Consider the following 16,819-nt stretch of genomic DNA (forward strand, 5'->3'; position numbering starts at 1 on the left):
TCTCCTTTGCTTTTTACGAAGACTGGTGACGGGTTCGTTTGACCGTCACAACTTCATCAACTTTAACCACATCTTTTGGAATCATCTGCACAAACAGCTGACCGAGAGCCACCATTTTATCCGACGTTATGGTCTCTTTGAGATTGGGAATCGCTTGTTTGCTTTTTTGTCCACCAGATGTATAACCAATTTCCACACCATGCTGCAAAAATACTGATTCTGCCATATTTACCACCCTTTCTTTTGCCAATTGCGACTTACCAATATGGACCAGGCCTGATCTATGCCCATAGTGTAGATGATTCAAAAATAAATTTCAAACCCTCTAACTGACCCCTTTTAGAGGAATTAAGCATCAGTTGACAGGCCCTTAAAACTGCCATCAGCCCCTATATAATGGTATTCTTCCCAATTCCTCTCACATTAATTAAAGCAAAAAAGTGACAAAAAGAGGTCAGTTAGCCGCTTTTACAAAATTTCTATTTCATGGCAAAATAGATTCATAAAATAATCTTAATGTCTTCTTTTAATTAAAATGGAGGAAGATTTTATGGAAACAAATAACTTTTTTTGTGCAACTGGTAAGCTAGATTTGGCTCGTCATACTGTCAGTCAAGAACACATTCCAACATACATCGCAGGGGCCATTGAAGAAAAGGAGGTGGAGTTAACGGAGGAAGTGTTTGCCATCATGATTGGAAAAGAAGTGACCGAGGAGCAGAAGACACTTCTCATTTTTATCAATGGAGATATAAAAAAGACACCAGTCCCTCCGTGTCAATTACACAAATTATTTGCAAACAAGAGAGGCGTCTCAAACCATCACATTCTGCGACAAGCACTGAATTTTTATCTGATTAAAAGGCCAAAATATGCGGCCTTTGTAACACCAGAAACAACTTATTCACGGTTTAATCACTACGTCTGGGTTAATCTAAACTTGGCCACAAAGTTTTACCGTAAAAAAAAGAGAGCCGACCAACTAAACCACAGTATGATCGATTTCTCCTTTGGAATATCTATGGAAATCCATACCGGTATTAAAAGTGTCCGCAAAACCTTTTATAGGGATGTAATAGAAGCATGGACCATCCAAAAGAATCATTTATTGGGTGCTCAACCACTAACCCATACTAAAGGTGTAACCAATCCAGAAAATGACTATATGAAGAAAAAAATTGCCAATGCAAATAAACAGATTGAGTTAAATAATCGAATGGGGGCTAGCAGCGACAAGAAGAAACCAATTGAGACGATCGATATCTCTCATGATGAATTTGTTGAAGTCCTCCACATTCTGACAAAACTCATTCCCTTAAAAAAAGAAGGATTTATTCAAGATGCAGATATTGAAGACATGCCTCGCAATCAACGAAATTTATTTAAACGCTTATTGAAATGGAAGGAAGATGGCTATCGTGGTAAATCATCGTAAAAAACTAGAACTAACTCATAAAAGTAGTCGTGGTCAAATTAGGAAGTCCAGTGTTAAACATTTTTTAGACAATCTCGATCCGATTATTTTTTCAGAGCAACTCAATCGAATTCCAATGCTTGATACTAAAGATAATCGTTTGATATCTCACCGCTTATGCCAAAGTCAATGTATAAATGCCGATCGTATTGACACAATAAAAATCAGGTTATTTAAAATAAATCCGTAAAGAAGGCGCATAATATTATTTTTAAGATTAGCACGAAGACATTAAGATAGCTCGTGTTACTTCAGCGGGAATGAATTAACATGAGCTTCTCACTATCTTCCAAAAATAACTGACAAGCTTTTGACTATATAGTTCCCATTAAATAATCATCCAATGGAACTATCTGTTTGATTATTTAACATGATGTATATAAAAAATAAATCGATCATTAGGCGACAATGTCTCAGTTAGACTGTCCCGCCAACAGTCTAGTTAACAAACGCCAAGTTTCGGTAACTTGACCATTATCCGCTGGGTAAAATAAGGATGTTACTCAGATCAACTCATCTCAACACGATCGAATTTAATAACAATCATTCAGATAACTTGCAATAAAAAAAGTGATTCAATTGACTCTTCATAGGATAGAAATATTATTTAACAACATTCAATGAAGCTTGAACAACCGCCATTTAATCAATAATCAGCCCTTTTCCCTCCTTGATAATTGTCAACTGGAACTGACACCTACTGAAAACAGCAAAATGATTGAATAACAAAAACTCATCTAAAGGAATTTTTAAAGCCCGTGTCAAAAGGAAGAAAAATCGCCCTATCTCACAGTTCAGCTTCGAATGAACTATCATTTTATAACAACCTTTTCACATCACAATAAAGAAAAAAGTGAATCAGTTGATAGCCTAAAAAAAGTATCACCCTTTAACTAAGATCTAGCAAACACAGCAGTTTCATAGTGTTTCACTGTAAATGAGCAAATTACAGTGAACATCACTGTCAACTGAATAAGAATTGGAGTTTGCTAAGCTCTTTGGTTAAAATAACTATCCATCACTGTTAAGAGAACCTCCTAAATTGATTTATTCCTCACAATCTTTCCTTGATTAACTTATCACAAAAGATCTTAACAACTAACTATCGCTAAGCTGTCTCACAACCTCCGCGCCTTCAGTATCATTACTTCAACACTCATCGCTTAGTAGTCCAAATCACATCTCAATATCACACAAAAAAAGCCGAAGAATAAAGCTTTCGGCTTTGTTTGTATGTAATAAAGTTCAACTTACATTTTGGTCGGCAATAGCAACCGTAAACCATTAAAGATCACGATTAAGGTACTTCCCTCATGGGCGATGATTCCAAGGGTAATATCCATCTTACCCAAAATATTAAGGGTGACCAGCATCAACACAATCAACATTGAGAACCCGATGTTTTGCCAGACCACTCGATCAAGACGTTTGGCTGTTTTATGAGCGTAACTAAACTTAGTTAAATCATTTTGCATTAAGACAGCATCTGCTACATCAATCGCAATATCTGTGCCATCGCCCATGGCAACCCCAATATCAGCTTTAACTAGAGCCGGCGCATCGTTTACACCATCTCCTAGCATAGATACAGTGCCGAAACGGGCTTGCTGATCATCAACAATAGCCGCCTTGTTTTCAGGTAACACATTGCCAATCACTTCATCAATGCCAATTTGTCTCCCGACTGCTTGACCCGTTAATTCGGCATCTCCAGTAATCATTGTCGTATGAATATTTTGTGATTTTAAATAACTTACCACCTTGCGGGCATTTTCATTTGGCACATCCATCATGGCGATTAAGCCAATAACGTAGCCGTCCTTCGCTACATAAACAACGGTTTTTCCCGCTCTTGAATAGCGATCATTATAATCTTCAATTTTTAATGGGACTTGATTAAATATTTCTGGTTTACCAATTTGATAGGTGTTTCCTTGATAGTGACTCAATAAGCCTTTACCAATTTCATTAGCAACATCCAGGTCGATTTCTTTGGTTGCTTGAAACTTCTGTAAAATCGCATCTGCCAACGGATGGTTCGCTGATTTTTCCATTGCAACGACAATATTTATCAATTGTTCTTCAAGATTAGAACCTTCAACCGTCTCAAAATGAAAATCAGTCACAACTGGTTTACCTTTCGTTAAGGTCCCCGTTTTATCGAAGGCAACGGACTTAATTTCCGCTAGATTAGCTAAATAGGAGCCACCTTTGAATAAAACACCGCGCTTAGCCAAATTAGAAATACTTGAAAGGGTGGCTGATACGGCACTGGCCGCTAGTGCGCAAGGGGAAGCTGAGATTAAGAAAACCATTCCCCGATAAAAACTTTCGTTCCATGACCAATTAAAAATAGTCGGTCCTAAAGCAATAAAAATCGGTACAATAATCATCACAGCTATCACGTAAATTGGTTCAATTTTTTGAATCTTAGTAGCTGTTTTAGATAGGTTAGACTGAGATTGATTGACCAGTTGCATGACTTTAACAAACACCGTGTCACTAGCTTCTTTTGTAACTTCCATTGTGAAACTACCATTGCCGTTGATGGTGCTGCCAAAGACCTCATCCCCGATCGTTTTTTCTCTGGGAATACTCTCACCGTTTATCGAACTTTCATCAATCGAGGTTGCTCCTGATAGAATAACCCCATCAGTGGCGATCTGATCCCCATTTAAGACCTGTAATTTATCCCCGATGTGAAGTCTTGAGACAGGAACTGTTTGAACACTGCCATCGGCTTGAATTAAACGAGCCTCAGTAGGGTTCATATTCAGCAAATTGGTTATCTCGCGCTTGCTACGTCCCTCAGCGTATTCTTCCAAAAAATGGGCACCGGCAAAAATAACAATTAATAAGGCCCCCTCTTCAAAGTTTCCAATAATCATTGCCCCAACAGCCGCCAGAGTCATCAAAATATGAACATTAGGTGTGAACTTGCGTAACCGTTTAGTATCAGTGATCGTATCACTGATTCCTTCAAAAATAATATGGTAGCCTGATAGCAACATAGCTGATATGAATAGTGTGTTTTGCACTAGGCTACCTTCACCAGTGAAAAAAGCCATGCCAAACAAAATTAATCCTGTAAAAAATAAAACAATCGGGAATTTCCCGTGACTATGGTCATGGCCGCTGTGATCGTCTCCGTGGTCATGATCGTGATCGTGATTGTGATTGTGATCATGTTCTTTTGCTGTTTCCATCTTTTTTCCTCCTCTTTCTACTGGTTCACTTCTTGTAAATAATCATTTCAAGAGTCAACTCTTTGATGTTAACCATTTCTCCTATACATATGAAAAGTCGTTCATATGTATAACCTAATAATACATGAACAATTAGACATGTGTCAAGCTTAAAGAATTATTTTTAACCATTTCCACAATAAAAGGATCCTACCACGGTAAGATAAAACCTACGCTCTCAATCCCCTTTCAGTTATCATAAAATGGCTAATAAAAAAGCCATGTAATCGAGTAAAAATTGATCACATGGCTTTTAGACGCTATTTAACTTTTGTTTCGGTACTACTCCTGTTCACGTGCAGCTTCCATTTCACTTTGATAGGCAATTTTATCTGTGACTTTAAAGAATGGTAAGTACATAAAATAACTAATTACCAACATCAAGACTTGAAAGACTAACCATTTCCAGCCACCAAGTAACAAACCACTCAGCAACACAGGCGTCCCTAGTGGTGCGGCCACACCGGTTAAATAGGGTAATATCCCCGTGGCCATCCCGATAAATGAGCCCAATAAAATAAGTAACGGCATCACGATAAACGGGATCGCTAAGGTGAAGTTCATGATAATTGGCAATCCAAAAATAAGGGGCTCATTAATGCCACATAAATTGGGAATGATCGCAATTCGACCTAGGGTTCGATATTGCTCGGATTTAGCTCGTAACATCGCCACCGCTAAACCGACTGTCGCCCCAGATCCCATAAAGCCAACCATCCCAAACAAGCTCATTGACACCATATTTGGAATAGCCTGACCACTATTAAAAGCACTTAAGTTTTCCATTTGCATCGGCACCCAAATCCCGGCAAAAACGCTGTAGATGACTAGCGAACCGTGAACCCCACAAATCCACAAAATATGAGAAACTAAAATAGCAATGACCATTGCCCAGATACTGCCGCCTAAACTTTTAAGAGGGGTCGCAATAATGGCAAAAATTGCCGCGTGCAAATGTTCGAAAGCAGTCAATGACATCAAAAAGCGAATAGTTGCAGCGATTACGGCAAGTACTACACCAGGTACCAAACTAGAAAATGATTTGGACACGGTCGGTGGTACTCCTGCAGGCATTTTAATTCCCCAGCCCTTCTCCTTAAAGATCACGTAAAGCTGAGCTGATAACAAAGCCACAATAAAAGCTGTAAACAGTCCGGCAGCCCCTAGCCAATCCAAAGGTAAAAAGTCGCCACCCGAAGGCTCCACACCGTCTGGTAAACTTATTTTATTCGTCGTCAAAAAGGTGGTAATGCTAGTTGTGGTATTTCCTAATGGGGTAATAATCAAAAAGGCCATCAACGCTAGCAACCCTGCAGGTGTTCCATCTAATTTATGACCGTCGGCAAACTTCGCTGCGATCAAAAAGACCACATACAGTGACAGTAAATTGGTAGTGACCATTGTCGGCACGCCAGTGATACTTTTTAAGCCACTCGTTTCCAAAAATCGTTGATACGCGTCGATCGGCAGTGTGTTAACCAAACTCCCCAAAGCACCGACAATCGTAACGGGTAACGCTGAGATTAACCCGTTAGTAATCGCACTAACATATTTATTCCCTTGAATTATGGTAGCGGTCTTTTGTAATTTTTCTTGCACCTTGTCAAAACTACTCATTTTTATCTCCTCCTAATAATCGATTGTTATGACTCAAGTGACTCTCTCTTTTGCCCAAAAATAAAGGCGAGAATCAGCTTATCAGTGTTTACTTCGCTAATAGTTCCTCAAACCTAAACCTGGACCAAGGTTTAATACTGGCAATCAAGCCTTGCTCCGCTAGCGCAACCTTCCCTACCACATTGCCCTTGCCTCGATTTTCCATTTCCTTTAAAGCGATATGTAACTCCCCTTTATACTGACCATAATGTTCGTTACAAATAACAAGATCACCAGGCAAAATCTTTTGACAATCATGAGCCGGGATTTTTTCTTCCTTATACTTAAATCGCGGTAAGCTAGAGCGAAGCAGGTAAGCTGAGCGATCTCCGCGATAACTGTGTAGATTATTTAAAACAATTTCCTTTTCCACCTCCGAAATACCCGAGGCTAAGACCACCTTAATAACCGGATGGGTCTTCTTTAAGACTGACTCAATCTGCGCTAACTCCTCTTCTGTCGCATAAGCATTCCCTACAAAGATTGTGTCAATCAAACCCGTCGACGCTAAATGCTTAAACTGGGTCTCCATTGGCAGAAAACGATGTTCTTCTAAGGTACAAAGTCCTAATTGCTCAGGCCAAGGACCAAGGTCACCATGTTGAGAGGTGATAAAAGCGGCTGTTGGCACATTTAACACCCTAAATTGTTGGCAACACGCCACAAAGAAATCAAAGGACAGACCTGAATATTCCATTGGATAAAAGTTATGAGAACCAGTTAAATTTGCTTTATTAGGCGAAAAAGCCGTTATTTGCTTTAAGTAATCGGTCCCACTGCTCATGTTAACCTCAATTGTCAAATTATACGGATTGCGCGTCATTTCCGCTTCTTCTCGTCCGGTAAAGCCCATGTCTAAACGCAAGCCATTTGCTCCTAAATCCGCAAAGAAGCTTAAATCATCATAGCTAATCCCCAGCTGTTTAAAGATATAGGGATTGATATCCACCATGACTTGAAACCCTTTATGTCTCGCATACTCAATAGTTTTTTTGAAATTGGCCACAACCTCTTTGCCATCACCCTTGATTTCCAATAAACTGGTAAAAACTTGAGTGGCCCCATATTTCCAAGCCAAATCTAAATACTCTCGATCTGCTTCAAATGTTGAACGTTCTGGATAAATTGAAATCCCAAATTTTGGCACCGTTACTTCCTCCTTTGTCACTCTAACTTTATACGTGTATCCCTTTACAATCTCATTGTAGCTAGTCCTTTGGATCCCCGCAAGGCCACTTTTAACAACCTATTTTACCAAAAATGAGCTGAAATTATGATATGATACAACTATAACTGGGTTCTAAGAAAGGAGATCCTATGAAAAAACTACTCTCAACCGCCCATCTCCGGCAGATGACCTTATTTGATGAACTGTTGACCAGAGAATGGGTGACCTTACATGAGCTCCATCAAAAATTGAACTACCCGACCCGAACGATTTACAGTGATATTCAGGAAATGAATGACTATGCCAAACCGATTGTCATCAAATCATCAACTGCTGGATTCAAGTTGACGATTCCCAATCACTACTCTCCTCGCTACTATTTTAGACAACTGATTCAGAAAAGTCGGGAATTTAGCTTGATTGAGTTAGCTTTTTTTGAAAAAGAAAAAAACCTTGAAGACCTCTCTGAAAGACTTTTTATTAGCCTCTCAACCACAAAACGGCTGATAAAAAAAGTCAACCAAAGTCTGAAAGAACGCCACTTCCAGATTAGCTTGTCCCCATTTTCTCTAGTCGGCGACGAAGAACAAATTCTCGGCTTTATGTACTATTATTTTTCAGAAAAATACTATCTGCCTAACGAAATATTCAACCACGAACAAATGCTTCTTCTCGATCAATTAACGACCTCTTTAGCAACTGAAGTTGATAAAGAGTTAAATTTTGCCAGCACCAAACGAATCAACTACAGTGTGTATGTTCACCTCAATCGGATCCAACGAGGCCATCATTCGCCAGTCAATAACCCGTTAGCAGCTAATCATTGGGAAATACTAGAAAACATTCAATTTTGTGACCAGTTTTTAACTCTTTTTCAGATAAAATTATCGACCAGTATTTTAAATCAACTCTATTCCATTTGGTTTAAACCGGAATATGCTTACAATTTTGAACATATGCTCCATTTAATTGCAAAACAACCGCAATTAAAACACAATTATCGGCTCATTCAGCATTTAATCGATGACTTTACAACCAAATTCGACTTGGAGAGCTCTGACAACAGTAGTTTGATTGTCGACTTATTTAATTTGTTTCACCGGGTAAAACAACAACCCTTTATGTTATATGACAAACGCAAATACTTTTTAAGAACTCTACAGACCGGTGGAAACAATCTGTTTTTACTGGGATTAATCAAGGCAGCCCTTCTCGCTATTTTGCCTGATCAATGGCAGGAATTCGAAATGAATGAACTCCTTTATATTATTGTCACTCACTGGCCTGAGCTTGTCAGTAAAGTGGAGCACGCCTTGCCTAAAGTGAGCTTGTATCTATTACTAGATACGGATCAGGAGCATAGCCGTTACCTAAAAAAGGAAATCGAAAGCTATTCCAGAGTCATGTCTGATGTGACGATTATCCAAGACTACTCACAGTATTTAAGCGAGAACTCTATTCAAGAAAATGGCATTCTGCTGACGAATATTCCCGGCTTAACGTCTCAGAAGATGGAGATGATTTGTTTTAACGAATTGCTTTCCACTGCTGATTGGGAACAATTGGATAAACTCCAAAGGAAGCAGCAACTCCTCTTGCTGCAAGATATTAGGATTTAGCAAAGGAAAATTAATCCGCAATTGCTATACAAAGGTATATACATCATGTTAAATAATCAAGCAGATAGTTCCACTGGATAATTCGCATAATCATCCGCCAAGAGCGGTACTTTCTACTTTTTCTGGTTGAAAGTTTAACCGTAAAGGATGATTATTTAATGGGAACTATATAGTCAATAAATTAACGCAGTTAAAGATCGTAGAGAACTATCATAACAGGAAATAAAAAAGAAGGGATTGTGGGGGGACTGCTGAAGGAAAACGGATCTATAATCGTTCTCAAAAGACAGCAAGTCTCTGTATTGAAGAATTAGAGACAATGCTTCGTAATGAGCCTGACCGGATTAAATACTATATTCATCAGGTTAAATAATCAGACGTATAGTTCCATTGGATAATTCGCATAATCATTCGCCAAGACAGGAATTTGTCGATTTCTTAATCAATTGGATGGCTAAGACAGAACCAACCTCAGAAAATGAGTTGGTTAAATTAATGACACAAACGAAAGCAGACAAAGAGGATTTATCAGAGGCAAGCCACAGCCGACGCCTAATAGTTGTGTCATTGACAAACAAAATCACGGCTGACGACTCTCATGATGTGGCACTGACTAGACGTGCCACATCTTTTATCAAAAGGTTAGCGCTCATTAATGGGTTGCTCGCATAATCAGAGTGACAATCACCGACCCAATCTTCTCCACGGAAATCTGCTGCCCCTTTTCCAACCACTCACTAATAATACCGATAGTTCCCGCAACAAAATAACTAAAGTAATACTCTAATAACTCTGGATCTTCTTCTTGAAAGATATGGCTAAACTCATAAATCGCTAAGTCATGGACTTTAAACAAAATCGAACTTAACAGCTTACTGTTTTTATAATCGCTTAAAATGAGTTTGGTGACCTTCTCATTTTCTTTAATGACCGTCAAAAAGACTTGTAACCATTCGCTGATGTCCTTGCTTTCCACCATAATTAACGGCACGATTTGAGCGATTAATTCTGTTTCAATTTGTTCAAACAAGTCATAAGGGTCACTGTAGTGAAGATAAAAGGTACCCCGATTAATATTAGCGGCCTTGCAAATCTCCGTCACCGTCACCTTTCCCAGTTCCTTTTTCTCCAAGATCGTCAAAAATTCTTCTTTGATAACAGTTTTAGTATAAATCGTTCGTCGATTATTTTTAGTGCCAACCATTTGCCACCTCTTTCCAATCAATTCAACACAATAGCCTAATTTGTTGAGTTAATAACAATCTGCCTACTATTGCGTATTGATTCCTGTTTCACCGCCAATTATACTAATTTCATACCTTAAAATCAACAAGGTGTCTAGTTAATGAGGAGGATCTTAATGGGATTTATCGAAGTTAAAAACGAATACAAACGCTACTTAATGGGGGAAACCACCATTACAGCTAACAACAACCTTTCATTTTCGTGTAAAGAAGGAGAATTAGTGGTGATTCTTGGCCCTAGTGGTGCCGGGAAATCGACCGTTTTAAACATCTTAGGCGGCATGGATTCCGCTGACGAAGGGCAAATCATCATCGACGGTGTCGATATCGCCCGTTTTAATGATCGCCAACTGACCCAATATCGCCGAACAGATGTGGGCTTCGTCTTTCAGTTTTACAATTTAGTCCCAAATTTAACCGCCAAAGAAAATGTCGAATTAGCCACTGCAGTAGCGCCAAACGCTTTAGATGTAGAAGAAGTGCTGAAACAAGTGGGCTTAGGCGATCGCATGGCTAATTTTCCTTCCCAGTTATCTGGTGGCGAACAACAACGAGTCTCGATTGCTCGAGCTTTGGCTAAAAATCCTAAACTACTCTTATGCGATGAGCCAACAGGTGCACTGGATTATCAGACTGGCAAACAAGTTTTAAAACTCTTGCAAAAAGCTTGTCGTGAGTTTAATAAAACCGTCCTGATTATCACCCACAACTCTGCGATTGCCCCGATAGCCGACCGGATTATTCACATTAATGATGCCACCGTTCGAGCCATTGAAGAGAATCCCACGGCCGTTTCTGTGGATTCGATTGAATGGTAGGTGAACTCAATGAAAAAAAATATCTATCTTAGAACCCTCTTTAAGGATATTATGGCTGGCAAAGGACGCTTTTTTGCGATTATCTTAATTATTTTCCTAGGAATTCTGCTGTTTGTCGGGATTAAATCAGCAGGCCCTTCTAGGCTAGCCATCGCCAATCACTATCTGGACCAAACGGCTTTATCTGATACCCAAGTCGTTTCAACTGGTGGCTTAACGAGTGAAGATGCGAAGATTGCTGAAAAACTGCCTGGGGTGACAGCTCAATTAGGCTATCGCTTTCCCTACATTCATGATAGCAAACACATTATCGACGTCTTCTCCTATGACAAAAATAGCGACCAAAACCAACTAACCCTAACAGCTGGACGACTCCCTGAAGCGGATGATGAAATTGTCTTAGACAGTTTGGCAAAAACCTATGGAGTCACCCTCAATCAGGATTACACCATCGCTGAGCCAGACTTAGCGACCAAAGACTATCGAGTAGTAGGATTTGTCGATTCGCCTTTGTTTATTGACAATGAAGAGCGGGGCATTACAAACATTGGCGATGGTTCCATCAGCTATTTTGCTTATGTGCCCCTAGCCAATTTCACCTCTGACATCTATTCCATCATGTATCTCAGCTTTGATAATGTGACCGGTGTGGATCGCTTTGAAACGAGTTACGAAAAAAAGATGGAAACCAATCAGGACAACTTAGACAAGCTCTTTAAAGAGCGCCCCACTGCTAGAAAAAAAGAACTAGCAACCATGGCATTGGAGAAGCTAGCACCTGAAAAGGCCAAATTGGCTGATGGGCTCAATCAGCTAACTGAAGCAAAACAACAACTGGCCTTAGTCGAGCAAATGGGTAGCTCTCCTGAATTAACCGCTCAACAAGCGACTCTTGCCACTAAAGAGCAAGAATTAAACCAAGGTGCAGCAGAATTAGCGGCTGCCGAAGAAGAGATAAAATCATTAAGCACACCCAGCTATTACTTTAATGGGATTGAGGCTAATCCCGGACTTCAAGGTTATGCCAGTTTAGCCGATCGCATTGACGCCATTGGCAATATCTTCCCCGTCTTTTTTATTTTTATCGCCATGTTGATCACCTTTACAACGATGACTAGAATGGTGGAAGAAAAACGGAAAGAAATCGGCACCCTAAAAGCCCTTGGTTATTCCAAAATGGAGATCTCAGCAAAATACCTCATCTATGCCACGTTAGCCGCCTTTATCGGTTGTTTCTTAGGCGTCATCGTCGGCACTTACGGAATTCCTTATCTGCTTTTTGAAATTACGAGTGACCAATTTATCTTTAAAGAGCTGATCATTCAGTTCTATTGGTTGCCCATCAGTCTAGCAATCACCGCCTCACTGATCGCAACCCTTGGTTCAGCCATTGTCGTCCTAACTAAAGATTTACGAGAGCGACCAGCCTTTCTGATGCAGCCGAAATCACCTAAATCAGGAAAACGAATTCTGCTGGAATATCTTACACCCCTTTGGTCACGCTTAAGCTTTAATCAAAAAGTCAGTTATCGAAATTTATTTCGCTTTAAATCGCGAATGATTTTGGCCATTATTGGCATCGCCGGCTGTACAGGCTTAATGATGGCAGGCTTTGGCATTAAAAACTCCATCGATGGCACAGTCACTAAACAATTTGGACCGATCACCCATTATGACGGGATTATTACCTTAGATGAGGGCGTCACAGTGGCGGATTCTGCTGTGGCAACGGTTCTCGATCAAAAAGCGAAGATGACTCACTTAGCGATTTTTAATGAAACAGTGACCTTTAAACAAAAAGGCATCAGCAATCAAACCGCCTCACTCTTCGTTCCGACAGAGCCGTCAGTGTTTAAAGACTACCTCACCCTGAAAGATGGCTCAGGTAACACCATCACCTTGGCTGACAAAGGAGCGGTGATAACTGATAAACTAGCTCGCTTATTGAACGTAAAAATCGGTGACACCATCGAGATGACCGATGGTAATAATCAAATTCGTCAACTGAAAATTAGTCAGATTGCTGACAACTATGTAGGCCATTTTATTTACCTGACACCTCGTTATTACGAAGATGTTTTTGACAGAAACTTTTTAGCTAATACCTATCTCTTTAAGGCAGATCTTAATCAACATCAAGAAAACCAACTAGCAGAAACCTTAAATAAGACTGACGATGTGGTAAATGTGACTTTCTTATCAGATCAAATTAGCAGCCAAAAAAGTTTAACCAAAAACCTCGGACCCGTTATCGTGATTTTTGTGGTCTTATCTGGCTTACTAGCTTTTGTGGTTCTCTATAACTTAACCAATATCAATATTTCCGAGCGAGTCAGAGAGCTTTCAACTTTGAAAGTATTAGGCTTTTACAACAATGAAGTCACCATGTACATCGTCCGAGAAAATCTAATCTTTACCTTAATCGGGATAATTTGCGGATTTGGCATCGGTAACTTATTGACCACCTTTATTATCCGAACGGCTGAAATGGACAATTTAGTTTTTCCGATTATTATCGGCAAAGATGGTTACCTTTTTTCCAGCATATTGACCATGGTCTTTTCGATTATTGTCTTGCTCTTTACCCATGTAAAATTGAAACATATTGACATGATTGATTCTTTAAAATCTAATGAATAACAAAATGGAAAAAGAGTGGTCGATGACACATTGATCACTCTTTTTCTTATTATAATCAGTAATACGACCACAAAATAGTTGCTATAAATGCTTACTTTTAATCAATTCAAACACTTCTTCAGCTGATTCCCGACAGTCATTTTCCAGCCATAATTTGAGAATGGCCGTGATACCTGCTCTAAAAAAGGCGGCATGATAATCAGCAAGTGCTCCGCCTTCATAAGACAGTACTTTCTGATTGTCATATTCAGCAATTTCAATAGTCTTCTCCAAGCCTAACTTGAAATACGTTCGATAGAGAGTCTGATTCTCCTTAATGTGTTGGCATAGTCTTAAAAAAACGTCCCCTTGAGTTTGCTTTACTACCTCTTCGTCATACAAGCTTAAATAATTGGTTTCCAAACTCTCTTTAATGCAATCCCTTAAATCATAAATATCCAAATAATTAGCATAAAATGTCGAACGATTAATACCAGCTAATTGACAAATAGCTGTCACTGATATTTTAGTCATATCCGTCACTTGCAATAGCTGCAAAAAAGCCGTTTCTATTTTTTTGATCGAGGCTTTCCTCCGTTGATTATTTACCGTGTTCATTGACGAACTCCTTTCATTATTCCAACAGATTGTTGGATATTGATGATTGTCTTTTTTCTCAAAAAGCATAAACTATAATTATCCTAACACAACAACAGTTGGAATAAAAAATTAAAGGAGCGTTTACCATGTCAAAACTAATCGATGCTAATAAGAAAATTGAGGAAAATGTTGTCGGAGCTTACAAAAAAATTGAAAACACTGTCGTAAGTGGTTATCAAAAAGTCGAAGATTCCTTTGTCGACTCATTTCTAAAAAAAGAAGGCGAAAGCACCGAAGAAGCCAAACACAGAGTTGAACTTGAAAAAACTGCCCACCAAAAAGAACAAGCCAAAAAAAGCCAGCAACGAAAAGAACGTCTAGAAAAAAAGCACTCAAAATAAGGCAATTTCTAACATGAATAAAAAAAGTGTTTTCAGTTTATGATCGACCAACCATAAGCTGAAAACACTAAGTCTGAGCCATGGCTAACAACTGAGCTTGAAAATCACTTGCATCAGCATCAAGTAAGCGTAGGATTGCCATTAAAGGAATAGCTCCTTGGACCTCTTCCAGCTTAAACGCCCCCTTGCTTACGATTAGCTGCAAATACTTATTGGCTAACCTTTGAGCATACTGCTTTAAGACAACATAGGTACGGGCTATGTCTAAAATTGGATTTCCTAACTTTGCCTGACCCCAGTCTATCACGTAATAATTGGGCTCATCGTAGAGTATGTTTAAAAAATGAAAATCATAATGACAAAGCAGATGCTTCTTGTCAATTTGCTGTAATATCCCTAGCCCCTTTTCCTTGAGACATTTATCCAACTGGGATTCCCGAATTTGATATTCAAAAGTCTCATGTGACTGTGGTAAATCCAAGTCCTCATACTGATAAATGGACAATTGAAGTTCCACCAAATCTTCCAAAGCACCTTTGTATTTCTCTTTGCGCATCCTATCTGCTAAGGTTCCTCCCTGAAGATAAGTCATTTTTATCTCTCGTTGTTGAGTCAATAACTCAGCTTCTGGGATTAATATATTTGTCCTTGTCCTCACTTCGTTTTGAACATTAACTTCATGGACCAACCACTCCGATGGGTAGCCGTCGGGAAATACTTTAAAGGCAAAGCCCTCATCCACATAGATCTTAGCCATTTTTCCTGTTCCGATTAATTGTCGTTTAATTGTCATTGAATTCCTCCAAAGGATGTTTCCTGCTTTTTACAAGGCAAATAAAAATCTAAAACTAGTCCCTCCTGATCTGAACTAGTTAGCCCAAAATACTCACTGCTATAATATTCCAACCAAAAAAATGACTGATAGTCGATTTCATAACCATTTTTAAGGGCATTATCACAGGTTAAAGCATAGGCTCCCTCAAGAATATCCTCTAAGTTTTTGCCTTTGATTTTAGCATGAACCAGCTGCATAGCTGGCAACCTCTTAATCTTTAACCCCTCTATCTGAGAAGGAAGTTCACTAAACAGACGACCAACCATATACTCTTTTCCTAAACTGCTTGAATCTGGAAAATCACTCATATAGCCAATCGCCACATACTGATCATTCCACTGTCCGGTAAGATTTCCCTCTAGCTCAGCAAGCTTTGCCCCGATATTTTCTTCGCCAAAAATTCGCCAAAGTTCACTGCCTACTGTCTGAGGATATTGATCCGTGTCAATGCCAATCAAATACTGCTCACAAATAATTGGGTACTCAATTAAGACTAGCTTAGCCTTACTATTGTCATTTAACTGAAGAACCTCATAGCGGTGTTCCTTAAAATCCTTTAACGTTATAGCAGAAGGCGACACTTGAAATTGTTCTTTAAAGGCCCTTGAAAATGATGAGGTCTCTTCATATCCGCATGCCAGCGAAGCCGTCGTCACACTCCATTCACCACGAAGTAACTGAGCCGCTGAATAAGTCAATCTTCTTTTTCTAAGATAAGCTGATAGACTAATGCCATACATATAAGAAAAAAAACGTTGGTATAACCCTAAGGGAATACCTGTTATCTTTTCAACTTCGGACAACTCAAATGTCAGCAAACGAGCCTCTATTTCCTCAATAATTTGTTGCTTATCCGTCATAAAGTTACTCATTTCACACCTCCTAGTTGATTCTATCTTACCTAATTTATCGAAAGTTTGCATGACATTTTTCGTACAACTTTGGTTAAGTAGTGGATCAGTCAAAAAAACAAGAGAATGATGGCAATCAATCCCTTGTCTTAGTACTCTATCTCTATATTACACTCCTCCCCTATAAAACAGCTACCTTTCAAGCATTTATTCAATTCTTCCAGTTTTCCTAACACTTCCCCTTGTTTAAATCCTATTTCAAAACTTTTCTTTTCAGCCTTGGTTTCTA

14 protein-coding genes are annotated in these 16,819 nt (G+C 39.1%); 6 read left to right on the top strand and 8 right to left on the bottom strand.

The annotated features are described in order from the left end of the window. Positions 1–13 precede the first annotated feature (13 nt). Complete coding sequence (locus I6N95_RS17585) at positions 14–226, bottom strand: hypothetical protein (protein WP_209530428.1); 213 nt, start codon at positions 224–226, stop codon at positions 14–16. A gap of 324 nt (positions 227–550) precedes the next feature. Between I6N95_RS17585 and I6N95_RS17590 the strand changes: the two genes are divergently transcribed. Next, positions 551–1,435 (top strand): hypothetical protein, encoded by an 885-nt coding sequence (locus tag I6N95_RS17590; RefSeq protein ID WP_209530430.1) that lies wholly within the window; start codon positions 551–553, stop codon positions 1,433–1,435. Positions 1,436–2,724: 1,289 nt separating this feature from the next. Here I6N95_RS17590 and I6N95_RS17595 read toward each other — a convergent pair. The 3 genes from I6N95_RS17595 to I6N95_RS17605 all read right to left on the bottom strand — a co-directional run bounded on the left by I6N95_RS17595 (position 2,725) and on the right by I6N95_RS17605 (position 7,522). Further along, positions 2,725–4,680: a heavy metal translocating P-type ATPase gene (locus tag I6N95_RS17595; RefSeq protein WP_209530432.1), complete on the bottom strand. Its 1,956-nt coding sequence runs from the start codon at positions 4,678–4,680 to the stop codon at positions 2,725–2,727. A 321-nt stretch (positions 4,681–5,001) separates the two neighbouring features. Next, positions 5,002–6,336, bottom strand: coding sequence for a PTS sugar transporter subunit IIC (locus tag I6N95_RS17600; protein WP_209530434.1), 1,335 nt, complete (start codon positions 6,334–6,336; stop codon positions 5,002–5,004). An 88-nt stretch (positions 6,337–6,424) separates the two neighbouring features. After that, the gene (locus I6N95_RS17605) at positions 6,425–7,522 is read right to left on the bottom strand and encodes a DUF871 domain-containing protein (RefSeq protein ID WP_209530436.1); all 1,098 of its coding nucleotides are present in this window, start codon (positions 7,520–7,522) and stop codon (positions 6,425–6,427) included. A gap of 170 nt (positions 7,523–7,692) precedes the next feature. On the opposite strand from I6N95_RS17605, the gene I6N95_RS17610 reads away from it, so the two are divergent. Continuing rightward, on the top strand, positions 7,693–9,162 hold the full coding sequence (locus I6N95_RS17610; RefSeq protein WP_209530438.1) for an AcpB/EbpR/MafR family transcriptional regulator: 1,470 nt from the start codon (positions 7,693–7,695) through the stop codon (positions 9,160–9,162). 390 nt (positions 9,163–9,552) lie between these two features. Next, positions 9,553–9,834, top strand: a complete 282-nt coding sequence (locus tag I6N95_RS17615) for a hypothetical protein (RefSeq protein WP_209530440.1) — start codon at positions 9,553–9,555, stop codon at positions 9,832–9,834. Here I6N95_RS17615 and I6N95_RS17620 read toward each other — a convergent pair. Then, the gene (locus I6N95_RS17620; protein ID WP_209530442.1) at positions 9,815–10,366 is read right to left on the bottom strand and encodes a TetR/AcrR family transcriptional regulator; all 552 of its coding nucleotides are present in this window, start codon (positions 10,364–10,366) and stop codon (positions 9,815–9,817) included. The two genes, I6N95_RS17615 and I6N95_RS17620, sit on opposite strands and share 20 nt — an antisense overlap. Positions 10,367–10,522: 156 nt before the next feature. Here I6N95_RS17620 and I6N95_RS17625 point away from each other — a divergent pair, with 156 nt between their 5' ends. Both I6N95_RS17625 and I6N95_RS17630 read left to right on the top strand, forming a co-directional pair. Then, entirely contained in the window at positions 10,523–11,224 is a 702-nt protein-coding gene (locus I6N95_RS17625) for an ABC transporter ATP-binding protein (RefSeq protein ID WP_209530444.1), read from the top strand. Between the two features lie 9 nt (positions 11,225–11,233). Then, the gene (locus I6N95_RS17630; RefSeq protein WP_209530446.1) at positions 11,234–13,864 is read left to right on the top strand and encodes an ABC transporter permease; all 2,631 of its coding nucleotides are present in this window, start codon (positions 11,234–11,236) and stop codon (positions 13,862–13,864) included. A gap of 81 nt (positions 13,865–13,945) precedes the next feature. Here I6N95_RS17630 and I6N95_RS17635 read toward each other — a convergent pair whose 3' ends face one another. After that, positions 13,946–14,461 carry a TetR/AcrR family transcriptional regulator gene (locus I6N95_RS17635; protein WP_209530447.1) on the bottom strand — a complete coding sequence of 172 codons (516 nt, stop codon included), beginning with the start codon at positions 14,459–14,461 and terminating at the stop codon, positions 13,946–13,948. Between the two features lie 128 nt (positions 14,462–14,589). On the opposite strand from I6N95_RS17635, the gene I6N95_RS17640 reads away from it, so the two are divergent. Next, on the top strand, positions 14,590–14,844 hold the full coding sequence (locus tag I6N95_RS17640) for a hypothetical protein (protein ID WP_209530449.1): 255 nt from the start codon (positions 14,590–14,592) through the stop codon (positions 14,842–14,844). Positions 14,845–14,911: 67 nt separating this feature from the next. On the opposite strand, the gene I6N95_RS17645 is transcribed toward I6N95_RS17640, so the two are convergent. Further along, positions 14,912–15,637, bottom strand: a complete 726-nt coding sequence (locus I6N95_RS17645) for a phosphotransferase family protein (protein WP_209530451.1) — start codon at positions 15,635–15,637, stop codon at positions 14,912–14,914. Next, positions 15,634–16,551 (bottom strand): helix-turn-helix transcriptional regulator, encoded by a 918-nt coding sequence (locus tag I6N95_RS17650; protein WP_209530453.1) that lies wholly within the window; start codon positions 16,549–16,551, stop codon positions 15,634–15,636. Before I6N95_RS17650 ends, I6N95_RS17645 begins: the two co-directional genes overlap by 4 nt. Between the last annotated feature and the right edge of the window lie 268 nt (positions 16,552–16,819).

This window comes from Vagococcus allomyrinae (assembly GCF_017829975.1).
GTDB lineage: Bacteria > Bacillota > Bacilli > Lactobacillales > Vagococcaceae > Vagococcus_D > Vagococcus_D allomyrinae.

Excerpts from the sequence above, each read along its gene's own strand:
- I6N95_RS17640 (WP_209530449.1), top strand. The coding sequence starts at position 14,590 with ATGTCAAAACTAATCGATGCTAATAAGAAAATTGAGGAAAATGTTGTC.
- I6N95_RS17645 (WP_209530451.1), bottom strand. The coding sequence starts at position 15,637 with ATGACAATTAAACGACAATTAATCGGAACAGGAAAAATGGCTAAGATC.
- I6N95_RS17650 (WP_209530453.1), bottom strand. The coding sequence starts at position 16,551 with ATGAGTAACTTTATGACGGATAAGCAACAAATTATTGAGGAAATAGAG.
- I6N95_RS17625 (WP_209530444.1), top strand. The coding sequence starts at position 10,523 with ATGGGATTTATCGAAGTTAAAAACGAATACAAACGCTACTTAATGGGG.
- I6N95_RS17630 (WP_209530446.1), top strand. The coding sequence starts at position 11,234 with ATGAAAAAAAATATCTATCTTAGAACCCTCTTTAAGGATATTATGGCT.
- I6N95_RS17635 (WP_209530447.1), bottom strand. The coding sequence starts at position 14,461 with ATGAACACGGTAAATAATCAACGGAGGAAAGCCTCGATCAAAAAAATA.
- I6N95_RS17590 (WP_209530430.1), top strand. The coding sequence starts at position 551 with ATGGAAACAAATAACTTTTTTTGTGCAACTGGTAAGCTAGATTTGGCT.
- I6N95_RS17600 (WP_209530434.1), bottom strand. The coding sequence starts at position 6,336 with ATGAGTAGTTTTGACAAGGTGCAAGAAAAATTACAAAAGACCGCTACC.
- I6N95_RS17620 (WP_209530442.1), bottom strand. The coding sequence starts at position 10,366 with ATGGTTGGCACTAAAAATAATCGACGAACGATTTATACTAAAACTGTT.
- I6N95_RS17595 (WP_209530432.1), bottom strand. The coding sequence starts at position 4,680 with ATGGAAACAGCAAAAGAACATGATCACAATCACAATCACGATCACGAT.
- I6N95_RS17585 (WP_209530428.1), bottom strand. The coding sequence starts at position 226 with ATGGCAGAATCAGTATTTTTGCAGCATGGTGTGGAAATTGGTTATACA.
- I6N95_RS17610 (WP_209530438.1), top strand. The coding sequence starts at position 7,693 with ATGAAAAAACTACTCTCAACCGCCCATCTCCGGCAGATGACCTTATTT.